This is a genomic window from Methanobrevibacter sp., assembly GCA_022775905.1.
Taxonomy (GTDB): domain Archaea; phylum Methanobacteriota; class Methanobacteria; order Methanobacteriales; family Methanobacteriaceae; genus Methanocatella.
In genome coordinates this window covers 1-18,605 of the sequence record JALFJX010000012.1, presented here as the reverse complement: position 1 = coordinate 18,605, position 18,605 = coordinate 1, and the positions used below count along the sequence as shown (strand labels likewise).

Below are 18,605 nucleotides of genomic sequence, written 5' to 3'. Positions count from 1 at the left end.
TTTTTATCAATACCTTAATATATTATAACTCACTAAAATTATATTAATATATTTAATTTAACGGAGGATATCAATGGACACAACTATTAAAATCACAAGTATTCATGTTGTCGCAGCTTTATTTGCTTCTCTTATTTCTGCCGCTTTATCATTAGGTTGGTTCGGATTTAAGAATGATGTTTTTGCATTCTTCATTGCACTAATCGTATTGTATTTCATTGGCCAAGCTTGTCAAAAAATGGCTGGTGATGAGATTTCAGGATTTTCCCAATGGTTATGGGATGGAATCGCACCATTCTATTTTGTATGGGTTATAGCATATACTCTTTTTACAGTTTATTTATAAACCACCAAAGAATATCCATATAAATGCGATTAATAATGCTGTAATCAATAATACTGGAGCTATAATTTTACTCACGGCAACTACTGAACTAATTGTTGAAATTAATTCAGTTGAATTTTTTGGTCCGAATGTGTTAAGATTTTTAATTTTTTCAGTTCCAGTTCCAACTTCTACTTTTTCTAAATCTTTTATTGCTTCTTTTATACTTATTCTAACATACTCTATGATTTCTGGTCTTTTTGAAATTCCAACAGGATTATATCCTCTTGAAAGTGTATTTACTGTATGTGTATCAGTTGTCATTACTTCGATTTCATCTATTTCTAAATCACTAACTGCATCAATGATTTCTTGTCTGAATCCCATTTCCATATTATTTGAGTCAAAAAGCACATATGCTGTTCTTTGATTATCAACTTCAATAATCATTGTTTTTATACCACTATCTCCGATACCTTCATGTTTATCTAGTGTTTCCATTTTATCTTCATAGCAGCCTACTTTTACTTCGTGTTTTTCTTGATTTGGATCGATTGTATCAATAACCTCAATTATTTGGAAAACTTCTGAATTTCCAGGTAAAATTTCTCCACTTTCAGGAGTAAATGAATTATTACAATCTACAATTATGGAATCTTTAACATTACAATGGCTTCTACTTTGAGTCATCATTGTTAATCCCACACCAAATTCAATATCATCAACTGCATCTGGAGCAAAAGTTGATAAAATAACCATACCTTCATTAAATAATTGAACACCAATTTTTGCTTTTTGAGAAGTATGTCTCACAAATTTACTTGCATTTGGGCCGTATTCTACTTTTTCTAATCCTTCTTTCACGGATTTTTCAATTTTATCAATTTCAGATACTGCAATTGGGTTAAAATCATGTGTAGATGGTCCATGAGCAACCATTGTAAAATGATCAAATTTGTTTGCTAAAATAGTCGGCATATTTGAACCTCCAAGATCTCCTAAAGGTCCTGGATGAACAGAAGGTGATATGAATAATGCTTTTATCCCATTTTCAGTTTTAAAACTAACAAAGGTAACAATGGTATCAATAGCTTCACTCATATTTTCAAATAATCCTTCAAGAGAATTTGATCCTTCATTCATATGGGCAATAAATAGACTTAATAAATCTAAAACACCTATTCCTAAATTTTTCTTAAATGGAGATGCAATAACCTTAATAAATGCATATATTGCCATAACAAATATTATTGCAGCAATCATTGCTTTTATGGTAATTTGTAAAATAACAGAACCTAAAAAGCTTGTATCAATGAATAAAAATGTAATTAAAGTATACATTGCAAGTATGAGTAATGGTTGAATTAAACCTGTAATTGCAGCAGTTATGAATCTAACTTTAGAGGTAGTCCAGAATACTAATGTGTTGAATCCATAGATTAAAACACAACCAAATAGCATTGAGTTTAAAAAGAGGTTTACTTGTAATATTTGAGAGATTACGCCTGTGATAATTATAATTATTCCAAGTATAGTCATTGAAAGAGCAGATAAAAACATTGAATGTTTGATTTTTAAGTTAATTCCATGAACAACACTAATTGTTTGTTGATTCAATGCCCCACTCATGATGGATGAAATCCCAAATACAATTAAGCCAAATAGTCCTCCTGCAATAATATTTTCTAAAATACTCATTGAATTTAAATCTATTAGATAATATGTACTTCCAATGATAAAACTGATAATGAGCATGCCCATTATTGAGAACTTAGCTTTTGGTAAGGTTTTAATATATTTAGATAATCCTGCAACACTACTCATACTTGACATATTTGTTTACCTGACACTTTTTGTATAAAATGCTCATATAAAAATTGGTCAAAACGAATATATTAAATTTGTCAAATGTGAGTAAGTTTCCACCAATCAAGTAGAGCATATGATGATTTAATATATAATGTTTTGGTAATGAGACTATATTAAAGTAAGTATTGATTGCAGATTGTCAGACAAATAACGTTTAATATTTTTGGAATGTGATTTTCTTTTGACTTACATCAATTTCAAATTTATCATTAACTGTAAAAACATTCTTTCCATTAGTGAAGTGAACTTCATAATCTTCAGGTACATTTTCAATAATTTCTTTTAAAACTTTGATTACTAGAACTGCCAGGAATAAGAATATCCTTGGATTTAATACTTAAATCCCTCTTCCAAAGATATCCCAAACTTATTCCAAATTTATTCCAATGATTGTTATTCTTTCGATTAATTATAAATCTATAGACTAACATAAATTATTAATAACATATTAGTAATTGAGTGGTTTTGATGAAAATTATTTCATGGAATGTTAATGGGGTAGATAAATGTCAGATAAAATAATGTGTCCTAACTGCCATAAGATGAATGATGTTCATAAATTTTGTGTTTACTGCGGCAAAAAGTTGCCTGTTGATGATGATATGATTAAACAGATGAATGACAATTGCGAACCCTATTGCCTTAACTGTGGAAGAGCATATAAAAAGGGTCAGATTAAATGCAAATGCAGGTATCTATTCAGAGATATAAAATGTCATGAATGCAATGCAAAAAACTCGTATGCAAACAGATTCTGCACTTCCTGTGGCAAAAAGCTTTGGACTTCCTATGTATTTGACTACAAATATCCCCAACGCACTTTTGAGGGGCATTTTTTTAAGGTAGTGTTGCCTAATGCGTTACGCAATACGTCCATGAATAAACGTCATAATAAGGGTGTCGCAGTCAATTCCAAGTCAGATATTATTACTATGGATGATGACGTATATAGTCTCAAATTAAAGAATTTTAAAATAGATGAGAATCTATCTGAAATAGGTTCAAGATGGAAAATTGCCTCTCCCAACCGTTGCATTAATTGTTTTGGAATAATAAAACCTGATGATTTATTATGCAAAACATGTGGGACACGTTTTTCAGATGATAAAAAAAGGGTTGAAGCTATTCAAAATAAAAAATATGAAAAACCTGAATTCAGGGATGTTGAACTGAAATGGGTTCCCAAAAATTATCCGGAGTATTTGGGTTCTTTAGCTCCTGCAGTCGGAGAATCTCAATTTGAATACAGGGAAAGGCTAAAATGGGAATTTGCAGAAAATAATTATCTTAAAATAAAGATATTGAATGCAATTGAGTTTAAAAAAGAGGAAGCGAAACGTGTAAGACAGGTACAGGAACGCAGAAGACAAGAAGCGGAATATATAAGACGATTCGGTGGGGGTTATTGTGGCTTGAGTTGTAAGTACTGCTACGAAGAGTTCTTTGATAGTGGGGGAGCCATTACTGCTGATTTTGATGGTGGAGGTTATACTGAGTATTACTGTAGTTTAGGACATACTGTATCCCTTGGGAGTTTCTGTAAAGATTATGAATAAATTTAAGTTGATGGATGGTTAAAAAAAATGGCAAATAAGATATGTCCGCAATGCGGATGCGAACAGGACGAGGAATTTAAATACTGTAAAAATTGCGGAGCTTTACTTTACAGTGAAAATAATAATTCACAATCCGATATGGATGAACATTTCCACAATAGGGATATAAAAATCTGTCCCGAGTGCGGAACTCAGCAGAAATCATTTGCTAAATTCTGCAGGAATTGTGGAGCTTCATTTTTAAAAGAAAACAACAATGATAACGAGATTAACGCAACTACAAAGTGCAGCCATTGTGGTGCCGAGTTAAATATGGAAGAATTCTGTCCCGACTGCGGAAACCCGACAGGCATAAAGATCTGTCCGAATTGCAGGCAAAAGACAGTAAATGAGGATTTCTGTTCTTTTTGTGGATACAGAATCAATCCAAATATTAAAAAATGCCATAATTGCGGAAGCAAAATCGATGCAAAGGCCAAAGTATGTGCACATTGCGGTGCGGCAGTAATCCATAAGAGTCCTCTCGTGGCATTGGTGCTGTCCATGATTTTTCCGGGAATGGGTCAGATATATAATGAGCAGAATCATAAGGGGGTCATGCTTATTGCAGGTTACATAATATCAGGGATATTATGTCTGATATTTATCGGTGTGGTATTTGCACTGCTGATATGGATATATGGAATGTTTGATGCATTCGTATCTGCAAAATCCATAAACAATGGAGAACCGGTTGAAGACAAGCTTTTTTAAATAATATTAAAGGTGAGATTATGTAGGATTTTTTAAAGCTAGCATGTGAGAGATATTCTGTGAGAAAATATCCGGATAGAGAGATTGAAAGTGAAAAGTTGGATAAGATTTTAAAGGCATCACAGCTCAGTCCAACTGCAAACAATTCTCAGCCACAGCGCGTTTTTGTAATCAGAAGCAAACAATCCCTTGAAAAAATCAGGTCTTTTACACCATATTGTTTCAATGCTCCGATTGTATTGATGGTATGTTATGAAGAAATTAAAACTTAAGAATATTGATTATAAGAAAATGGATAAGTATTTTGAAAAAAAATTTGTTTAAACAAAAGAAAATTTATACATATACCAGTAAGTCAGTTTCAAGAGATGACAAAAAATCATATATGACCAGATTATTATGATTCTAGGGGCGAAGTAACATTTGCAAATAAATTGGAGATAGATAATAGAATTACATTCTATGCAAAACTACCTAATTGGTTTAAAATAGATACTTCTTATGGAACATATAATTCTGATTGGTCTATTTGTGTGAAAAACAATCCTGAAAAGAATTCATATTATATAATTGAAACCAAATCTAATATAGATCGTGATAAATTGAGGGGCGAAGAGTGCTATAAAATTGAATGCACTAAAAAACATTTTAAAGAATTAAATGTTGATTATCATCCTGTTGATAGTTATGAAACATTTGAAGAGATTTTCAATTCAAAATAATGAGATTGAACTGCACTATTTTAAAATGAGATAATAAACAATTGCAGGACTTTTTATTACACTTACTGTAAAAATTATTCACCTTAAAATAAATCTAAATGAGAGATATGGTACATTGACACTATCTTTCATGAAATCAATTAAGACAATGATTAATTTTATATAAAGTTTTGTCATGAAAGTATATTAATTCGTTGGATTGATTTGGGTGTTGGTGTTGTTAGCTATTGTAATGTTTCACATTAATTATAAATTTATAGACTAACATAACTTATTAATAACGTATTACTAAATGAGTGGTTTTGATGAAAATTATATCATGGAATGTTAACGGACTTAAATCTATAATTGAAAATGGTTTTTTAGAAGAGATAATATCTCAAGGTCCCGACATATTATGTCTGCAAGAAGTCAAATCAACAGAAATACCTGAAATCGAAAATTACATTTCTTATAATTATCCTGCATCTGAATTTATATGGAACAGCTATTTATACAAAGGTCGAACCGCTTTCTGTTAGGAAAAGGTTTTGGAGATAAGGAGTGATGCTGAAGGTAGAGTAATCAGAATGGAGTTTGAAAACTTTTATCTGTATGATGTTTATTGCCCATCAGGTGCCAGCTCACCTGAAAGACTTGATCGCAAATACAGATTTTATGATGAGTTCACAAAATATGTTTACAAATCAAATAAGCCATCAATAATCTGTGGAGATTTCAACAGAATCTCTCAAGAGATTGATGCTAAAAACCCTAAGAACATCAAAGGCAAATCAGGATTCATGCCAGAAGAGCAGGAATGGTTTAATGAAATCTTAACCAAGTATGTTGATGCATTCAGAAAGTTCCATCCAGAAGGAGACAATTTCTCATGGTGGCCAAACAGAAAAGGATACAGGGAAGAAAACAAAGTATACAGATTTGACTACTTCTTAGTCTCAAACACGTGAAAAATTTTGCCCTAACTGCAATTTTAAAAATGAACATGAAGATAATTTTGTCAAGAGTGTGGTTCCGCTCTGGATTTGCCAGAATATATTGAATCAAAGAAGCTAGATAAAACTTTCACCCATAAAGTCAAGTCATTTTTTTGGAAATAAACGTATAGATGAAATTAACAAAGAAATTGAAGAATTCATAAACCTTTCATATGATTTAAGAGATTATTATGATGATTTAACTAAGTTAACAAGTTTGAAATTAAACAAAACAGAATTTAAAGAAAAATATTCCAAAATATCCATAGATGATTTCAAATATTTAGATGAAATTAATGAAGATGAAGTCCTAAATAAAAAAATATTATCATTAAAATCAATTAAAACTTTCATTACTAATTTTGATGATGAAATAGAAAAGCTAAATAAGCTAATTAAAGATATTGATGTTTTCAACGATGATTTAAATGAATTATTGAATTCAGATGAGAAATTAGATGTTTCTGATAAAAATACTTTAATACAAGTCCACAAGAATACTTATGATTTTTTTGACAGAGACAAAGTTAAAAACCTAAATATTGATTCTAAAAACATAACGTCAATAATTTAATAGCTACTTTTTTTTAGATTTAATTTAATTAATTGACATTAACATCAATGGGCGTGTTTTCTAAAATAGAGTTTGTTTTCCACTGTGATATATATGAAAGAGTTTCAGAAGAAGTTTTGAATAGCTAATGGCAGAGATTATCAAATGACCTAGTTTGAGATTATTTATTCCTTCAATTAAAATAGATAAATATATAAATATCAGTTTTGATACCTAAAGTTTTCAAAATATTATTGATTGCAGTAATGTTTTTTATATAAATTTTCTTCAAAATTCCTAATTTCATGTTACAACAATTATTATCAAGTATTGTTAAATTGTTCTCATTTAAAATCAAAATTACTTAAAAATAGAAACATAATCTTAATTTGTAGCTAAATTTTAGAATTTTTAAAACTATAAATTACGGTATCAAAAAATAGTTAAATATATTATTAAAAAATAGTTAAAGGAGGTGCTTCTATGGAGTATATGGCTAGATATTTGGATGATGAATTAAAGCAATGGATGAATGTAATTGGTGCTGTACTTATTGTTGGCCCTAAATGGTGTGGCAAAACAACTACAGCTGAACGATACTCTAAAAGTGTTTTAAAACTTCAAGATATTGATAAACAAGAAGAATACCAAATGTGGTTGGATATTAAGCCCTCCAAATTATTAGAAGGTGAAAAACCTCGATTGATTGATGAGTGGCAAATGGCACCAATTTTGTGGGATGGTGTTAGAAATAGTGTTGATGAACTTAAAGGTGAAGGATTATATATACTAACTGGTTCTACTGTAGTTGATGAGTCTAAGATAATGCATTCGGGAACTGGTAGAATTCATAGACTATTTATGAGGCCTATGAGTTTATATGAAAGTGGTGAATCAAATGGAAATATTTCTATTGAAGAATTATTTGATAATCCCAATATGAATATTGATGGTATTGAATCTAATTTAACAATGGATGATTTAATTTTTGCAGCATGTCGTGGAGGTTGGCCAGATTCTATAAACAAAAAGGATGATAAAGATAAATTATTAATTGCTTATAATTATTTAGATAACATAGCTGAAAGTGATATTTCCAAGGTTGATGGTGTTAAACGTGACCCTGATAGAGTTAAAGTCATTTTAAAGGCTATTGCTAGAAACAATTCTACTTTGGCTAAGGACACAACAATAATAGCGGATATTTCCGCTAATTTTGGGGATATTAGCAAACCAACATATTATTCATATATTGATTCATTGAAACGTTTATTCGTCATTGAAGATTTAAGGGGATGGGCTCCAAACATCAGATCCAAATCATCAATGAGATCAGGTAATAAAAAAGTCTTTATTGATCCTTCAATTTCAGTAGCTGCTTTAAACATGGGGCCTGAAGCTTTTAATACACTTGATGGTCTGAAAACTTTTGGTTTTATTTTTGAAAATTTATGCATTCGTGATTTAAGTGTATACACTTCTAAATTCGGAGGCTCAATATCTTATTATCATGATAATTCTGATGTTGAGGTTGATTGTGTTGTACATCTCAATGACGGAAGATATGCTTTAATCGAATGCAAATTAGGAAAAACTAAAATAGAAGAAGGTGCTCAAAATTTACTAAAGGTAAATAAATTAATTGAAGCTAATGATGAAATTAGAAATCCTAGTTTTTTAGCGGTTTTAACTGGAGGAGAAATAGCACATACCAGAAAAGATGGAGTTAAAGTTATTCCAATTGGCTGTTTAAAATAGATTGTTTAAAGTTTTTGGCAGTGTAAACTCTTTGGTATTGAAATTATATGATTTATGTGGTTTTATTATTTTAAATAATGGGGTATTTTCAATCTCATAAAAGGTAATTAAATATAAACAAGTCAATAAGGACTTTGAAAACTAATGTTTTCGCTAGGCTTTTTCCCTGAGACAGTTACTATTTAATTGCCTATTTTTTCGGAAATTAGTTAAGTTTATACATGTTTTTTAAAAATAGGGTTATACAAGGGATTTACTTTTAAGTAAACCTCTATTATGATGCAAAAAATGTTTTTAATCAATGTCAATGTAGGGTATTGTAGAGATTTTTTTCTCTGCAATAAGACATTAATATTGTTTTTTAAAACCGGATAATATCAATAGGACTATTATATTTTAAAATATATTTTTTCATTAAAAGATTAATCATCAACCAATTTTAATAAATCTCTGATTCATTTTTCACAGTCAAATAGATAGATAAATATAAGTTTGTAAATGTTTATAAAATTTATATTAAATCCTTTTCAAAGCATTTAATTAAATACTTGACATTAAAATTATTTTTTTCATAATTTAATTTTGCATATTGAAGTGATTGATAAATATCCAATGATAATGTTAAGAGATTATGTTTCCATTAAAGTATATAATGACATTTCAATGAAAACTATTTGAAAGTAGTGAGTTATATAAATTATATATGGAATTAATTGGATTGCAAGATGAGGATTTATCTGAATTTAAAAGGTTGCTTCAGGAATCATTCCAATATGGTTATGAAAATGTTTATGGTAAATGTGAAGAATTAGTTTTGCCTGAAAAGGACATTGACGAATGCTTGAAAAAAGAAAACACTCATGCTTATGTAATGAAAAATACTGGGATTATTTTAGGTGGAGTGATCGTTGAAACAAATGAAAAAACACAACACAACCACCTGGATTTTCCTGTTTGTAAGCGCAACCACTCAAAACAAAGGCATAGGACAGAAGATATGGAATGAAATAGAAATTTTATATCCGAATACAAAAATATGGGAAACCTGCACTCCCTACTTCGATAAAAGGAATATTCATTTTTACGTAAACAAATTGGGGTTTAGCATAGTGGAATTTTTCAATGAAAAGAATCCCGAACATGGTTGGGATAAAGACCATCCAATGAGAGATGAGGAAATGTTTCGATTTGAAAAGATAATGAAATAATACATTACATTCAGCTATTGCTCTATTATGATTCTCAATGTTTCCAGTTGGAACTGAATTTTGTATACTATTTTGGCTCTTGTAGGAATGTTTTTCATTTAATTTTATTTTTTAAATTCATATTAAATTTTTGGGTGTTTGGTATAGATTAATATGTTATAAGTAATTTGAGCCAATTAAATTTATTTCATCGAAATGTTTGAACTGTTGATCAAAACTAACCAAATCTGTTATATTTGATTCTTTCATAGTTAAAATTATGCTTGAATCTGTGAAGCTTAATTTTGTTTTTTTGCTGTTTGGTCCAACAACTCTTTTGAAAATATCAAAGGTTTTGCTGGTGTAGTTGACAATATTGTATTCATTTAATATTTCAAAACTATCAATTAAACCATAATATGTTTCTTCTGCCGCATTGATGTTAATTTTCCTACCAGTTAATGTTAAAACTTCATTTAACACGTTATTGTTTATATAACAGTCCTGTGACAATACATTTTCTGTCTCTTCCAATTTTATTGCATTTTCATGTAAATCATCATTGGAATTGACAAATCCCATTATGAATGAAGTGTCTAAAAATACTTTTCTCATTCGCATAAACTCCTTTTTAATTCTACAGCATTTGTTCGTTCATCGGATTTAAAAGCTCCAACTAAATCTTTAAAGTTTCTTTTTTTTCTGAAATTTATTTCTGGATTTCCATTATTGTTGATGGCCCATTCTACGACGGTATCATCATCAATATCATAGTTTTTTCTAATCTCTTTTGGGATTGTGGTTTGGTAATTACTTTGAATTTTACTTGTAGCTAATATAAGCATGTTTTCTCACCTCTTGGATAAATATTAGTTATGGATAATCTATTATATTATCTATCTGTAATAGGATATAAATGTATCTGATATTTGGTATCATATCCGAAACTTTTATATTATAGTAGTTTTATAATACCTAGTATATAGAATGTTATTCCAATCATGAGTATAAACCACACCAGATTAATTACTGTAATGTAGTTGATGTAAATGACCAACAACCTGACCCATTACGTATATTAATAGATAAAAAATGCAAATTATGATTTTAAAAATCATTTTGGATAATGAAAAATATAATAATCACTTTATGGTGAAAAATCATTGCTGTATTTATGTCAAAAGGTGATATTATGCAATTTTTAGATAAATTACGAAAAAATATTGAAGAAGTATCAGGAATAAACACTTACAAGTTAAGTGATATATTGAATACTGATTTTATACGAACAAACACTACATTTAGAAGTTATGATGATATGATTGATAAATATGGATTAGAACTGACTGAAACAACTGCTGAAGAGTTGTATTTAAATGAAGAACTAAATGCTTTTATTAAAGCAAACACTAAGTTTGAAAACTTCAAGGATATGGTTACTTTAGCTACTCAGGAATATGTGGCTAAAAGAGTGATGGATTTATAGTGTTACTTTTTGTTGGTTATTTTTATTGACTCATCAATAAATTTTTAAAAATAAAATTATGGTGAAACCATGTTTAATAAAAATGTAATATGTAATTTGGATTTAAACGATTTGGTTGATAAAAAATTAATTAATAATAAGAAGGTTAAAAATACTAATTATTATTATATTTAATCATATGGACGGTTTTCGCATTGATTAATTAAATACATTATATATGATTAAGTCATTATAATTATATTGTCTACTATTAATTAAATATGGAGTATTAATTTTCGTCCATAATTGATGTTGGGATAACTCCCATTTAAATTTCTTTATTTTTAAAAATAACTCATTTAAACATTTTTTTCAATTTATGTATTTAGTTTTATAGGTCATGTGATGGACGGTTTTTCTAAAATTAATTAAATAAATAGAACAATTAAGTAAATCATGTGATTTGAAGTTAACTGTTATTATTATTGTTTATAGTTTTAATTTAATGTTAGATTATTTTTTCCATCCATCACTCCCCACTTGGCTTCAAATGATTATTTCCCAATCATGCTTTTAAGACTGTCAATGTCAAATCTAAGACGATCCAGTTCCAGTATCAGTTCGTTTTTCTCGTTTTCTATTTTTACAAACTCCTGTGATTTGACGTGCAGTTTTTTGACTTCTGTGCTTATGGTTACTGCAGACATATGTTCAATATACTGGTATTTTAAATCCTCTGGGTTTATCATGAAGTATGCTTGATCAGTCTTGTTTTTGGCTTTACCATGCAAATCGTTTACATCATCCAGACTCATGCCGTCATTATATAATGCACTTGCATGGAATTTCCGCAGCATATGGTTTCTGAATCTGTTGTATGGGCCGATTTTTCCAAGACCCAAATCATCATGGATTTTTTGAAAATTGACCGTAAGATAATTAACGGCAATCTTAAACAGTTTGGACTCGTTAGTGACAGTATCTCTGCGGGACAATATATGTGCGTTTATTGCTTTAATGGCTTCGGGGCTGCAGTGGATTGTATAGTATTTGTTGGTCTTTTTTCGGCGAATGTTGAACGTGGGAATGATTGTCTTGTCATCATCGATTAAATCAATCACCTCAAAAATTGACAAATCATTTTTTGGCAAATATTCAGATAGTGCATCGATGTAGTCCTGAATTGTTAAACTTAGATATTCTGCTCGTCCACAGCCGCTGGAGCAGATAAACAGTATTATGGCCTTCATGACTGGATTTGCAATACCCAATGCATCCCTGATGATTTTTTTATCCGGCAGATTAGTGAAATAAATCGGCTGCGGCTTTTGAATGGATTTTTCATTGATTTTGGGTAACTCATAGATTTCAACATCATAGAACTTGTAGAATTTGATGTCATTTATCATGACTGATTTTACAGTGTTTAGAGTATAGTTTTCAAGCAGGTACTGTCTGAATTCCAGAAGTCTGAATTTGATTTTCCTGTGTTTTCATTTGATTCCTTCAGATTCCTTGATTTCTGCTTCTTTTAGAAGTTCATTAAGTTCCATTTCAAAATATGTTGTATATTTTTCCAGTGCATAAACGTATGCCCTTTGAGTGCCTTCAGAATGGTTGAATGTAATGAACAGGTTTTCAATAGTGCATTGTTTTTCATTTTTTCAGCTCCTTAAAAGTTGATTGTAAAAACATTTTTGAAAGAGCCAAAAGTAATAATTTAACATAGTATGCAAAATTTCAACTTTGATGTTTCCAACAACATGAGATTGATAATCCAATAATTACTCTTTTTGAATTTGATTTGATGAGGTGATATTCACATTAACATCATCGTTTTCACAAATCAATCCTTTTTTTCCAATGCGATATATCAAAGCATTCAAGAAAAGAAGTTTTTAATAGCTGAACCAATAGTTAATGTTAGTGAATTCTGAGGAATTGAATTTTAAAAATAGTTTGGACAATTGAGAATTATAATATATCCCCAATGCATCTTTGCCCTTTTCAGTTAATATAAACATCTTTTTATGCTCTCTTCAGTATTGACATATTCAAGATAACCTGTATTTAATAATCTAAGCATCATGTTAGACAGAAACTTTTCTTCAGTTGCATCATCCAATGTAGCATCAGGATATGCTCCTCTAACATCAGTCATGTTCTAATTTTCACGATTGATTTTTGAGTTTTGCCTGTAGATTTTTTTGCTGCATGTTAACTCAGAGATAAATCTCTTTCCAAGACTTGCTTAACATCATCAAAGGATACCACAAAAAAAGTGTGAACGGCTGGAAAAGAATCCGTATTTCTGAACCATTTCCTTTTGTGGAATAGACTGCAGGAATCTCCATGCATCTTTTTGTGTGCTATTCCATGTCAATGTTGAAGTGTTATTTTCATCAGTGGAATATAATACATAATTATAAATCCAATTCAATAAGTCTTTATTGTTTTTTTCGTATCATTGTCATGCACCATTAATGTTAATATTATATTTACAGAAAAGTGAGAACTCATTTGAAAAGTAAAAATAAAATATAAGTGGAATATTCAATTCCACTTTTTAATTTAGGAAAGTCAAAGGTCTTCATCGATATGCTGCATGATGAAATTAAGATTTACATTAAGTTCATGTTATTTTCCAGAGTTCTTATCATTATTCTTAGTTAATGCTGTTTTAATTACACCAAATATTGTTTTAATGAAATACGTTCCATCTTGTCTAAATTGACTTAAAAGATAATGTGGTCTTAAATAAAATTTTATAAATGCTTTAATCTGCATTTTCCTCAGATCCTTTAAAGAACAGTCTGCGGTCTCTAAAATTGGGCTAATTAATGTGTATTTAGACCAATCTTTTACTTTAATTAAATTTTTCTCAAAGGATTCTTTATAAAATCTTGTTCCAGGATATGGTGTAGATAAACTGTAAATAGCATAATTCGGTTTAAGTTTATGGACAAATTTAATTGTTTTATTCATAATCTTTTTAGTGTCACCAGGCATGCCTAAGGCAACAGAAGCTATTGTTCTAATTCCTAATTTTCTTGACATTTTAAATGCATTTTCAATTTTTGGAACTGTAATTCCTTTATCCATTGAATCAAGCTGGTTTTGATCTACAGATTCTACACCCATAAAGACAGTAATACATCCAGATTCCTTCATGTTTTTAAGTACTTCTTCATCTAAAGTATCAACACGAGCAGTACAGCCCCACATAATCTCATAATCTTTTTGCTTAAGTTTATCACAAAATTCCATTAATCTTGATTTTTTTAATGTGAATGTATCATCCATGAATGCAATAGTATTAATATCATATTTTTCACGTAAAAAATCAATTTCAGCTAAAATATTATCAACACTACGTTGTCTCATTTTTCTACCATGCATTGCAGCAGAAGAACAGAAGGAGCATTTCATAGGACATCCTCTTGTTGTAATCATAGTTGCCATGTGAGTATCCATGTCTAAAAGTTTATATTTGTCCATAGGCATTAAATCGAAAGCAGGGAATGGAAGAGCATCTAAATCATAAATCAAATCAGCATTTGGATTTAAAACAATGTTGTCATCTTCTTTAAAGACAATTCCTCTAACTTCCCTTAAATCGCCATTATTTTCAATAGTTTCAACTAAATCCCTAAGAACATATTCTCCTTCGCCACGAATAACAATATCAACAAAGTCATTTTTCAATGTTTCTTCAAAATCAAAAGTTGGATGATATCCTCCCATTACAATAATTGAATTAGGAAGCACTTCTTTTGCTGTTTTAGCTGTTTCTAAAGCTTTATTTATTGTTGGTGTAAGTGCAGATATTGAAATGATGTCAGGACTTCTATTTTTGATTTCTTCTGAAAATTCCTTAAAATCCATATCCTCTGCAGAAGCATCAAGAATATTAACATCAATTCCATTATCTCGCAAAACTGCGGCTATATAACCAATACCTAAAGGTGGTGCAATAACACCCATGAATTTATATTTAGATGCAGTTTGTGGTGGATTAACTAAAGTCACTTTCATAATAAAACATCCATAATTATAATATGTTAATTTTTGATTTCAAAATATAAATATGTTAATCAAATTTTAGTTTTTACATAAACTCAAACTCATCTGTCTATGATTGTTATGTTCCTGTTTACAAGCTAATTTTTGTTTTAAATGTTATATTCAAAACATTTTAAAAAAGGGTGAATAATTAGATGTTTTTTTTTAAGTTGGTAAATGATTAGTGAAAAGTTATATATGGCTTGCGCACAACAAGTGGTTTTATTATGAATTTTGAAAATATGAAATTTTCTCAATTAGGTACAAGGTCAATGAGTGGTAATGATTTTGAACTGAAAAATGATTATCTAAAAGCCATGACTATTGTAAATATTAATACCAAGATGGAGAGTTTATCAGCGAAGTTAATATGTATGAATGATAGATTTTTGTGTTCTAAAAATCGCAGAAGCTATTGGAATGAGTAACGAAGACAAGAAATATCTGAAGAAATGTTTCCAAAAAACACTAGATGAAATAATTATCTACTTCTCTTTTTATATAATACTTAATTCTAGTTTTAATCATATGCTTTAGTGATATTCAACAACAGAAGTAAGATTATTTAGATGTTGAAATTACTTGCTTATTGAAATTGATAATGCATGGTTAAAATTACTAGCTAAACAGTCACATGAAAAACAAGAAGAAAATCCACCAATACATATAAAATAAATATTTTTTTAGTACTGTTATTATAATAAAATTTTAGAAAATATAAATTGTGGGATTATTTGAAAATATAACTATTAAAATTATGAATTAACCTATTTAATAGTTTCTTGAATATTTCTCTTTCATTTTCTGTGAAATTATAAACTAAATCCTTTTCCAAGTCTTTTTTAAAACTATTTATTTCCTCTACAGCTTTTTGGCCTTTAGTAGTTAATATGATAATATTATTTTTTTTATTATTATCATCATGAATTCTTTCAACAAATCCTTTATTTTCCAATTTATCAATAGATCTGGTTATTGTACTTTGATTTCTATGGAATAACCTAGCTAAATCTTTTTGAATTACATTTTCATGATTATATATAAATTCTAAAGTCATATAATTATGAAAAGTTAAATCTAATTCATCAAATTTATCTAAACAAGCGATTTTAAAGTTTCTATCGATTATAGATATTAAAGAATCTAATGAATTATTATTTAACATCTCTTTATTAAACTGTGGTTACATAATATTAAATCTAGTGTTTAATTATTTTTAAGTTTATCTAAATACCAATTAAAGTAGAAATAACTAAATATGGAAGATACAATCATCCCAAGTATGATTCCTACATAAATTCCATAAACTCCGAAGTTTAATAGAATTCCCAATATATACGCAAAAATTGCTGATAATAAAAGATCTCTTAAAATAACTAAAGATAAAGAAGTAAATCCTTTTTGTGCTGATTGAAACATTGCGGTTGATGAAAGACCAAGTGGAACAAATATTATATAAATTCCAAATAATCTTATGATATTTACTATTAAGTAACCTATTGATTTATCCATTTAATAATGTGAATAAGTATGAAATTTGGTTTGCAAAAATAAATAGGATAATAGCTATTATGATTGAGATGGTTGTGGAAAATATAATTGAATATTTATATATGCTTTTAATTCTCTTATAATTTCCAGATCCAAAATAATATCCGGAAATAGTTAAAATAGCTGCTTCAACTCCTATTGCAGGTATCATTCCTAAGGACAGTATTTTCCAAGATCCTGTAAATGCTACAACATGGATGTCTCCACCAGCTACTATTAACATCATATTAACAAATATAAACAGAAAACTCATTACAAACCCTTCTAAAGTAGCTGGAATACTTAAAGATAGTATATTTTTTATATATTTCATATTAAATTTAAAATGAGACCATTTAGTTTGTAGGTATGTATCTTTCTTAACAAATAGCCAGTATATAACAACAATTGTTCCAATTAATGTGGATAGTATTGTTGCAGCACCAGCTCCCCAAATTCCAAAATTAAGGAAATATATTAAGAAGTAATCAAGAATTATATTCAAAACAAATCCAAAAATGGTAATATTTGATGCTTTTTTCATATCTCCTTCTGCTCTTAAAGATGAAATTGTTACAGTATTTAAAATTATTATAATACTTCCTGCAAATACTGTTTGAGCATAATCCATAGTAAGATCTATTACAGATTCTGCTCCCATGATAATTAATAGTTCTTTAAGACCAAAAAATGCAAATACAAAACAGATTATTGAAATTATAATGGATATTAAAATCCTCTGCCAAAAGACGTTATTTGCTTTTTCTTTTTCATTTGCTCCTATGTAATTGGACATTATGCTTATCATTCCTGTACTTAAACCTTGTCCGATTGATACAATCAGCATATAAACTGGAGAAAATATTCAAATTGCTGTTAATGCATTTGCACTGATCCCTGCTACGAATAGGGTGTCTATTGTATTATATAAAGAAATAGAAACCATTGAAGGGGTCATTGAATATAAAAAAAGAATGGAAAAACATTATTAAATTCGCAAAAGTAAATTATTTAATTAAAGGCATGGGTAGAGTTCCTCAAACTTTATTTTTTGAAATTTTAAATGAGAATAGTATATTCTATATATTTTTTTAAGTAGTGAAACTGGTAATTTTATTCAAACTGAAAAGTGTATGGCGTCCCTGTTTCGATTCAGGTTTTTGATGATGATAATCAATTCATAAGCGAAAAAATTAAAGAGTTATATAATTTTATGATTTCTGAGGAATGAGTAGGTAATAACTCAACCATATAAATATGCTATTATCAACTTTTAGGGTTTACTGTATTCTCATTAATCTTTCAGTTTTAAATATTACTTTAGAAAACATTCAGTAAATACATGATGCTGCTTGGAAAAATAGAGAAAAAGGGAAGGTATTATGGAGACAAAAGAAATAAATTATCCAATGTCTTTTGAAGAATTTAAGGAAAGAGTTACTTATTTATTTTTAAATAATGGATATGGGAATCCTGAAGAAAAATTAGAATATTTAAACACAGAAGAAGGGCAAGAAGTTTTAGAAAGTGCATATTCTGATACTTGTTTTAATTATGATGGTATGGAGGGTGTTAGGAGTCCTCGTAAAGATTCTTTCAATGATTTATTATTATCATCATCAGTAGTTTCTAATCTAGAATTGCTTTATTAAGATGGATTATAATTTATGGATGAAAAATGTTTTGCATCTTATGTTTTGGAGCAGGTTTTTGATGAGGATGATAAACTCATAAGTGAAGAACTTAAAGAATTATAATTTTTATCTCAACTTCTAGTTTTGAATAATTCTTAAGAAAACATTCGTTACTAACCTTAACTCTCCGAGAAATTCAGCAAATAAATCTTCT

General features: G+C 28.9%; 22 protein-coding genes. 12 read left to right on the top strand and 10 right to left on the bottom strand.

Annotated features, from left to right (window positions below; all coding sequences use genetic code 11):
- The first annotated feature begins 73 nt into the window (after positions 1-73).
- On the top strand, positions 74-346 hold the full coding sequence (locus MR875_04090; GenBank protein ID MCI6994024.1) for a hypothetical protein: 273 nt from the start codon (positions 74-76) through the stop codon (positions 344-346).
- Here MR875_04090 and MR875_04085 read toward each other — a convergent pair.
- Positions 341-2,158: a DUF2070 family protein gene (locus MR875_04085; protein MCI6994023.1), complete on the bottom strand. Its 1,818-nt coding sequence runs from the start codon at positions 2,156-2,158 to the stop codon at positions 341-343. The two genes, MR875_04090 and MR875_04085, sit on opposite strands and share 6 nt — an antisense overlap.
- A gap of 542 nt (positions 2,159-2,700) precedes the next feature.
- Between MR875_04085 and MR875_04080 the strand changes: the two genes are divergently transcribed.
- From MR875_04080 to MR875_04040, 9 genes are all read left to right on the top strand, one after another.
- Entirely contained in the window at positions 2,701-3,750 is a 1,050-nt protein-coding gene (locus MR875_04080; protein ID MCI6994022.1) for a hypothetical protein, read from the top strand.
- A 27-nt stretch (positions 3,751-3,777) separates the two neighbouring features.
- Positions 3,778-4,503, top strand: a complete 726-nt coding sequence (locus MR875_04075; GenBank protein MCI6994021.1) for a zinc ribbon domain-containing protein — start codon at positions 3,778-3,780, stop codon at positions 4,501-4,503.
- Between the two features lie 59 nt (positions 4,504-4,562).
- Positions 4,563-4,775, top strand: coding sequence for a nitroreductase family protein (locus MR875_04070; protein ID MCI6994020.1), 213 nt, complete (start codon positions 4,563-4,565; stop codon positions 4,773-4,775).
- A gap of 162 nt (positions 4,776-4,937) precedes the next feature.
- Positions 4,938-5,225, top strand: coding sequence for a hypothetical protein (locus MR875_04065; GenBank protein MCI6994019.1), 288 nt, complete (start codon positions 4,938-4,940; stop codon positions 5,223-5,225).
- 305 nt (positions 5,226-5,530) lie between these two features.
- Complete coding sequence (locus MR875_04060) at positions 5,531-5,746, top strand: hypothetical protein (protein MCI6994018.1); 216 nt, start codon at positions 5,531-5,533, stop codon at positions 5,744-5,746.
- Positions 5,747-5,755: 9 nt separating this feature from the next.
- On the top strand, positions 5,756-6,175 hold the full coding sequence (locus MR875_04055; GenBank protein MCI6994017.1) for an exodeoxyribonuclease III: 420 nt from the start codon (positions 5,756-5,758) through the stop codon (positions 6,173-6,175).
- Positions 6,176-6,419: 244 nt separating this feature from the next.
- Positions 6,420-6,776 carry a hypothetical protein gene (locus tag MR875_04050; GenBank protein ID MCI6994016.1) on the top strand — a complete coding sequence of 119 codons (357 nt, stop codon included), beginning with the start codon at positions 6,420-6,422 and terminating at the stop codon, positions 6,774-6,776.
- Between the two features lie 462 nt (positions 6,777-7,238).
- Entirely contained in the window at positions 7,239-8,513 is a 1,275-nt protein-coding gene (locus MR875_04045) for a DUF4143 domain-containing protein (protein MCI6994015.1), read from the top strand.
- A gap of 703 nt (positions 8,514-9,216) precedes the next feature.
- Positions 9,217-9,519: a hypothetical protein gene (locus tag MR875_04040; protein ID MCI6994014.1), complete on the top strand. Its 303-nt coding sequence runs from the start codon at positions 9,217-9,219 to the stop codon at positions 9,517-9,519.
- 358 nt (positions 9,520-9,877) lie between these two features.
- Here MR875_04040 and MR875_04035 read toward each other — a convergent pair whose 3' ends face one another.
- Positions 9,878-10,315 carry a type II toxin-antitoxin system VapC family toxin gene (locus MR875_04035; protein ID MCI6994013.1) on the bottom strand — a complete coding sequence of 146 codons (438 nt, stop codon included), beginning with the start codon at positions 10,313-10,315 and terminating at the stop codon, positions 9,878-9,880.
- Positions 10,312-10,545, bottom strand: coding sequence for an AbrB/MazE/SpoVT family DNA-binding domain-containing protein (locus MR875_04030; GenBank protein MCI6994012.1), 234 nt, complete (start codon positions 10,543-10,545; stop codon positions 10,312-10,314). The genes MR875_04035 and MR875_04030 overlap by 4 nt, the downstream gene beginning before the upstream one ends.
- Before the next feature lie 347 nt (positions 10,546-10,892).
- Between MR875_04030 and MR875_04025 the strand changes: the two genes are divergently transcribed.
- The gene (locus MR875_04025) at positions 10,893-11,186 is read left to right on the top strand and encodes a hypothetical protein (protein MCI6994011.1); all 294 of its coding nucleotides are present in this window, start codon (positions 10,893-10,895) and stop codon (positions 11,184-11,186) included.
- Positions 11,187-11,719: 533 nt separating this feature from the next.
- Here MR875_04025 and MR875_04020 read toward each other — a convergent pair.
- From MR875_04020 to MR875_03990, 7 genes are all read right to left on the bottom strand, one after another.
- A complete protein-coding gene (locus MR875_04020) occupies positions 11,720-12,574 on the bottom strand; it encodes a tyrosine-type recombinase/integrase (protein ID MCI6994010.1) in 855 nt (284 codons plus the stop codon).
- Between the two features lie 602 nt (positions 12,575-13,176).
- Positions 13,177-13,326: a hypothetical protein gene (locus MR875_04015; protein ID MCI6994009.1), complete on the bottom strand. Its 150-nt coding sequence runs from the start codon at positions 13,324-13,326 to the stop codon at positions 13,177-13,179.
- Positions 13,327-13,425: 99 nt separating this feature from the next.
- Positions 13,426-13,605, bottom strand: a complete 180-nt coding sequence (locus MR875_04010) for a hypothetical protein (GenBank protein ID MCI6994008.1) — start codon at positions 13,603-13,605, stop codon at positions 13,426-13,428.
- A 197-nt stretch (positions 13,606-13,802) separates the two neighbouring features.
- Positions 13,803-15,200 (bottom strand): B12-binding domain-containing radical SAM protein, encoded by a 1,398-nt coding sequence (locus tag MR875_04005; protein ID MCI6994007.1) that lies wholly within the window; start codon positions 15,198-15,200, stop codon positions 13,803-13,805.
- A gap of 757 nt (positions 15,201-15,957) precedes the next feature.
- Positions 15,958-16,392 (bottom strand): MarR family transcriptional regulator, encoded by a 435-nt coding sequence (locus MR875_04000; protein MCI6994006.1) that lies wholly within the window; start codon positions 16,390-16,392, stop codon positions 15,958-15,960.
- A 41-nt stretch (positions 16,393-16,433) separates the two neighbouring features.
- The gene (locus tag MR875_03995; GenBank protein ID MCI6994005.1) at positions 16,434-16,739 is read right to left on the bottom strand and encodes a hypothetical protein; all 306 of its coding nucleotides are present in this window, start codon (positions 16,737-16,739) and stop codon (positions 16,434-16,436) included.
- Positions 16,732-17,604 carry an MATE family efflux transporter gene (locus tag MR875_03990; GenBank protein ID MCI6994004.1) on the bottom strand — a complete coding sequence of 291 codons (873 nt, stop codon included), beginning with the start codon at positions 17,602-17,604 and terminating at the stop codon, positions 16,732-16,734. The genes MR875_03995 and MR875_03990 overlap by 8 nt, the downstream gene beginning before the upstream one ends.
- Positions 17,605-18,139: 535 nt before the next feature.
- Here MR875_03990 and MR875_03985 point away from each other — a divergent pair.
- Complete coding sequence (locus MR875_03985) at positions 18,140-18,409, top strand: hypothetical protein (protein ID MCI6994003.1); 270 nt, start codon at positions 18,140-18,142, stop codon at positions 18,407-18,409.
- The last annotated feature ends 196 nt before the right edge of the window (positions 18,410-18,605 follow it).

Bases quoted from the DNA above. Each gene is read 5' to 3' on its own strand.
- MR875_04000 (MCI6994006.1), bottom strand. From the start codon at position 16,392: ATGTTAAATAATAATTCATTAGATTCTTTAATATCTATAATCGATAGA.
- MR875_04080 (MCI6994022.1), top strand. From the start codon at position 2,701: ATGTCAGATAAAATAATGTGTCCTAACTGCCATAAGATGAATGATGTT.
- MR875_04025 (MCI6994011.1), top strand. From the start codon at position 10,893: ATGCAATTTTTAGATAAATTACGAAAAAATATTGAAGAAGTATCAGGA.
- MR875_03995 (MCI6994005.1), bottom strand. From the start codon at position 16,739: ATGGATAAATCAATAGGTTACTTAATAGTAAATATCATAAGATTATTT.
- MR875_03985 (MCI6994003.1), top strand. From the start codon at position 18,140: ATGGAGACAAAAGAAATAAATTATCCAATGTCTTTTGAAGAATTTAAG.
- MR875_04015 (MCI6994009.1), bottom strand. From the start codon at position 13,326: ATGACTGATGTTAGAGGAGCATATCCTGATGCTACATTGGATGATGCA.
- MR875_04085 (MCI6994023.1), bottom strand. From the start codon at position 2,158: ATGTCAAGTATGAGTAGTGTTGCAGGATTATCTAAATATATTAAAACC.
- MR875_04030 (MCI6994012.1), bottom strand. From the start codon at position 10,545: ATGCTTATATTAGCTACAAGTAAAATTCAAAGTAATTACCAAACCACA.
- MR875_04040 (MCI6994014.1), top strand. From the start codon at position 9,217: ATGGAATTAATTGGATTGCAAGATGAGGATTTATCTGAATTTAAAAGG.
- MR875_03990 (MCI6994004.1), bottom strand. From the start codon at position 17,604: ATGCTGATTGTATCAATCGGACAAGGTTTAAGTACAGGAATGATAAGC.
- MR875_04075 (MCI6994021.1), top strand. From the start codon at position 3,778: ATGGCAAATAAGATATGTCCGCAATGCGGATGCGAACAGGACGAGGAA.
- MR875_04060 (MCI6994018.1), top strand. From the start codon at position 5,531: ATGAAAATTATATCATGGAATGTTAACGGACTTAAATCTATAATTGAA.
- MR875_04045 (MCI6994015.1), top strand. From the start codon at position 7,239: ATGGAGTATATGGCTAGATATTTGGATGATGAATTAAAGCAATGGATG.
- MR875_04005 (MCI6994007.1), bottom strand. From the start codon at position 15,200: ATGAAAGTGACTTTAGTTAATCCACCACAAACTGCATCTAAATATAAA.
- MR875_04020 (MCI6994010.1), bottom strand. From the start codon at position 12,574: ATGATAAATGACATCAAATTCTACAAGTTCTATGATGTTGAAATCTAT.
- MR875_04090 (MCI6994024.1), top strand. From the start codon at position 74: ATGGACACAACTATTAAAATCACAAGTATTCATGTTGTCGCAGCTTTA.
- MR875_04035 (MCI6994013.1), bottom strand. From the start codon at position 10,315: ATGAGAAAAGTATTTTTAGACACTTCATTCATAATGGGATTTGTCAAT.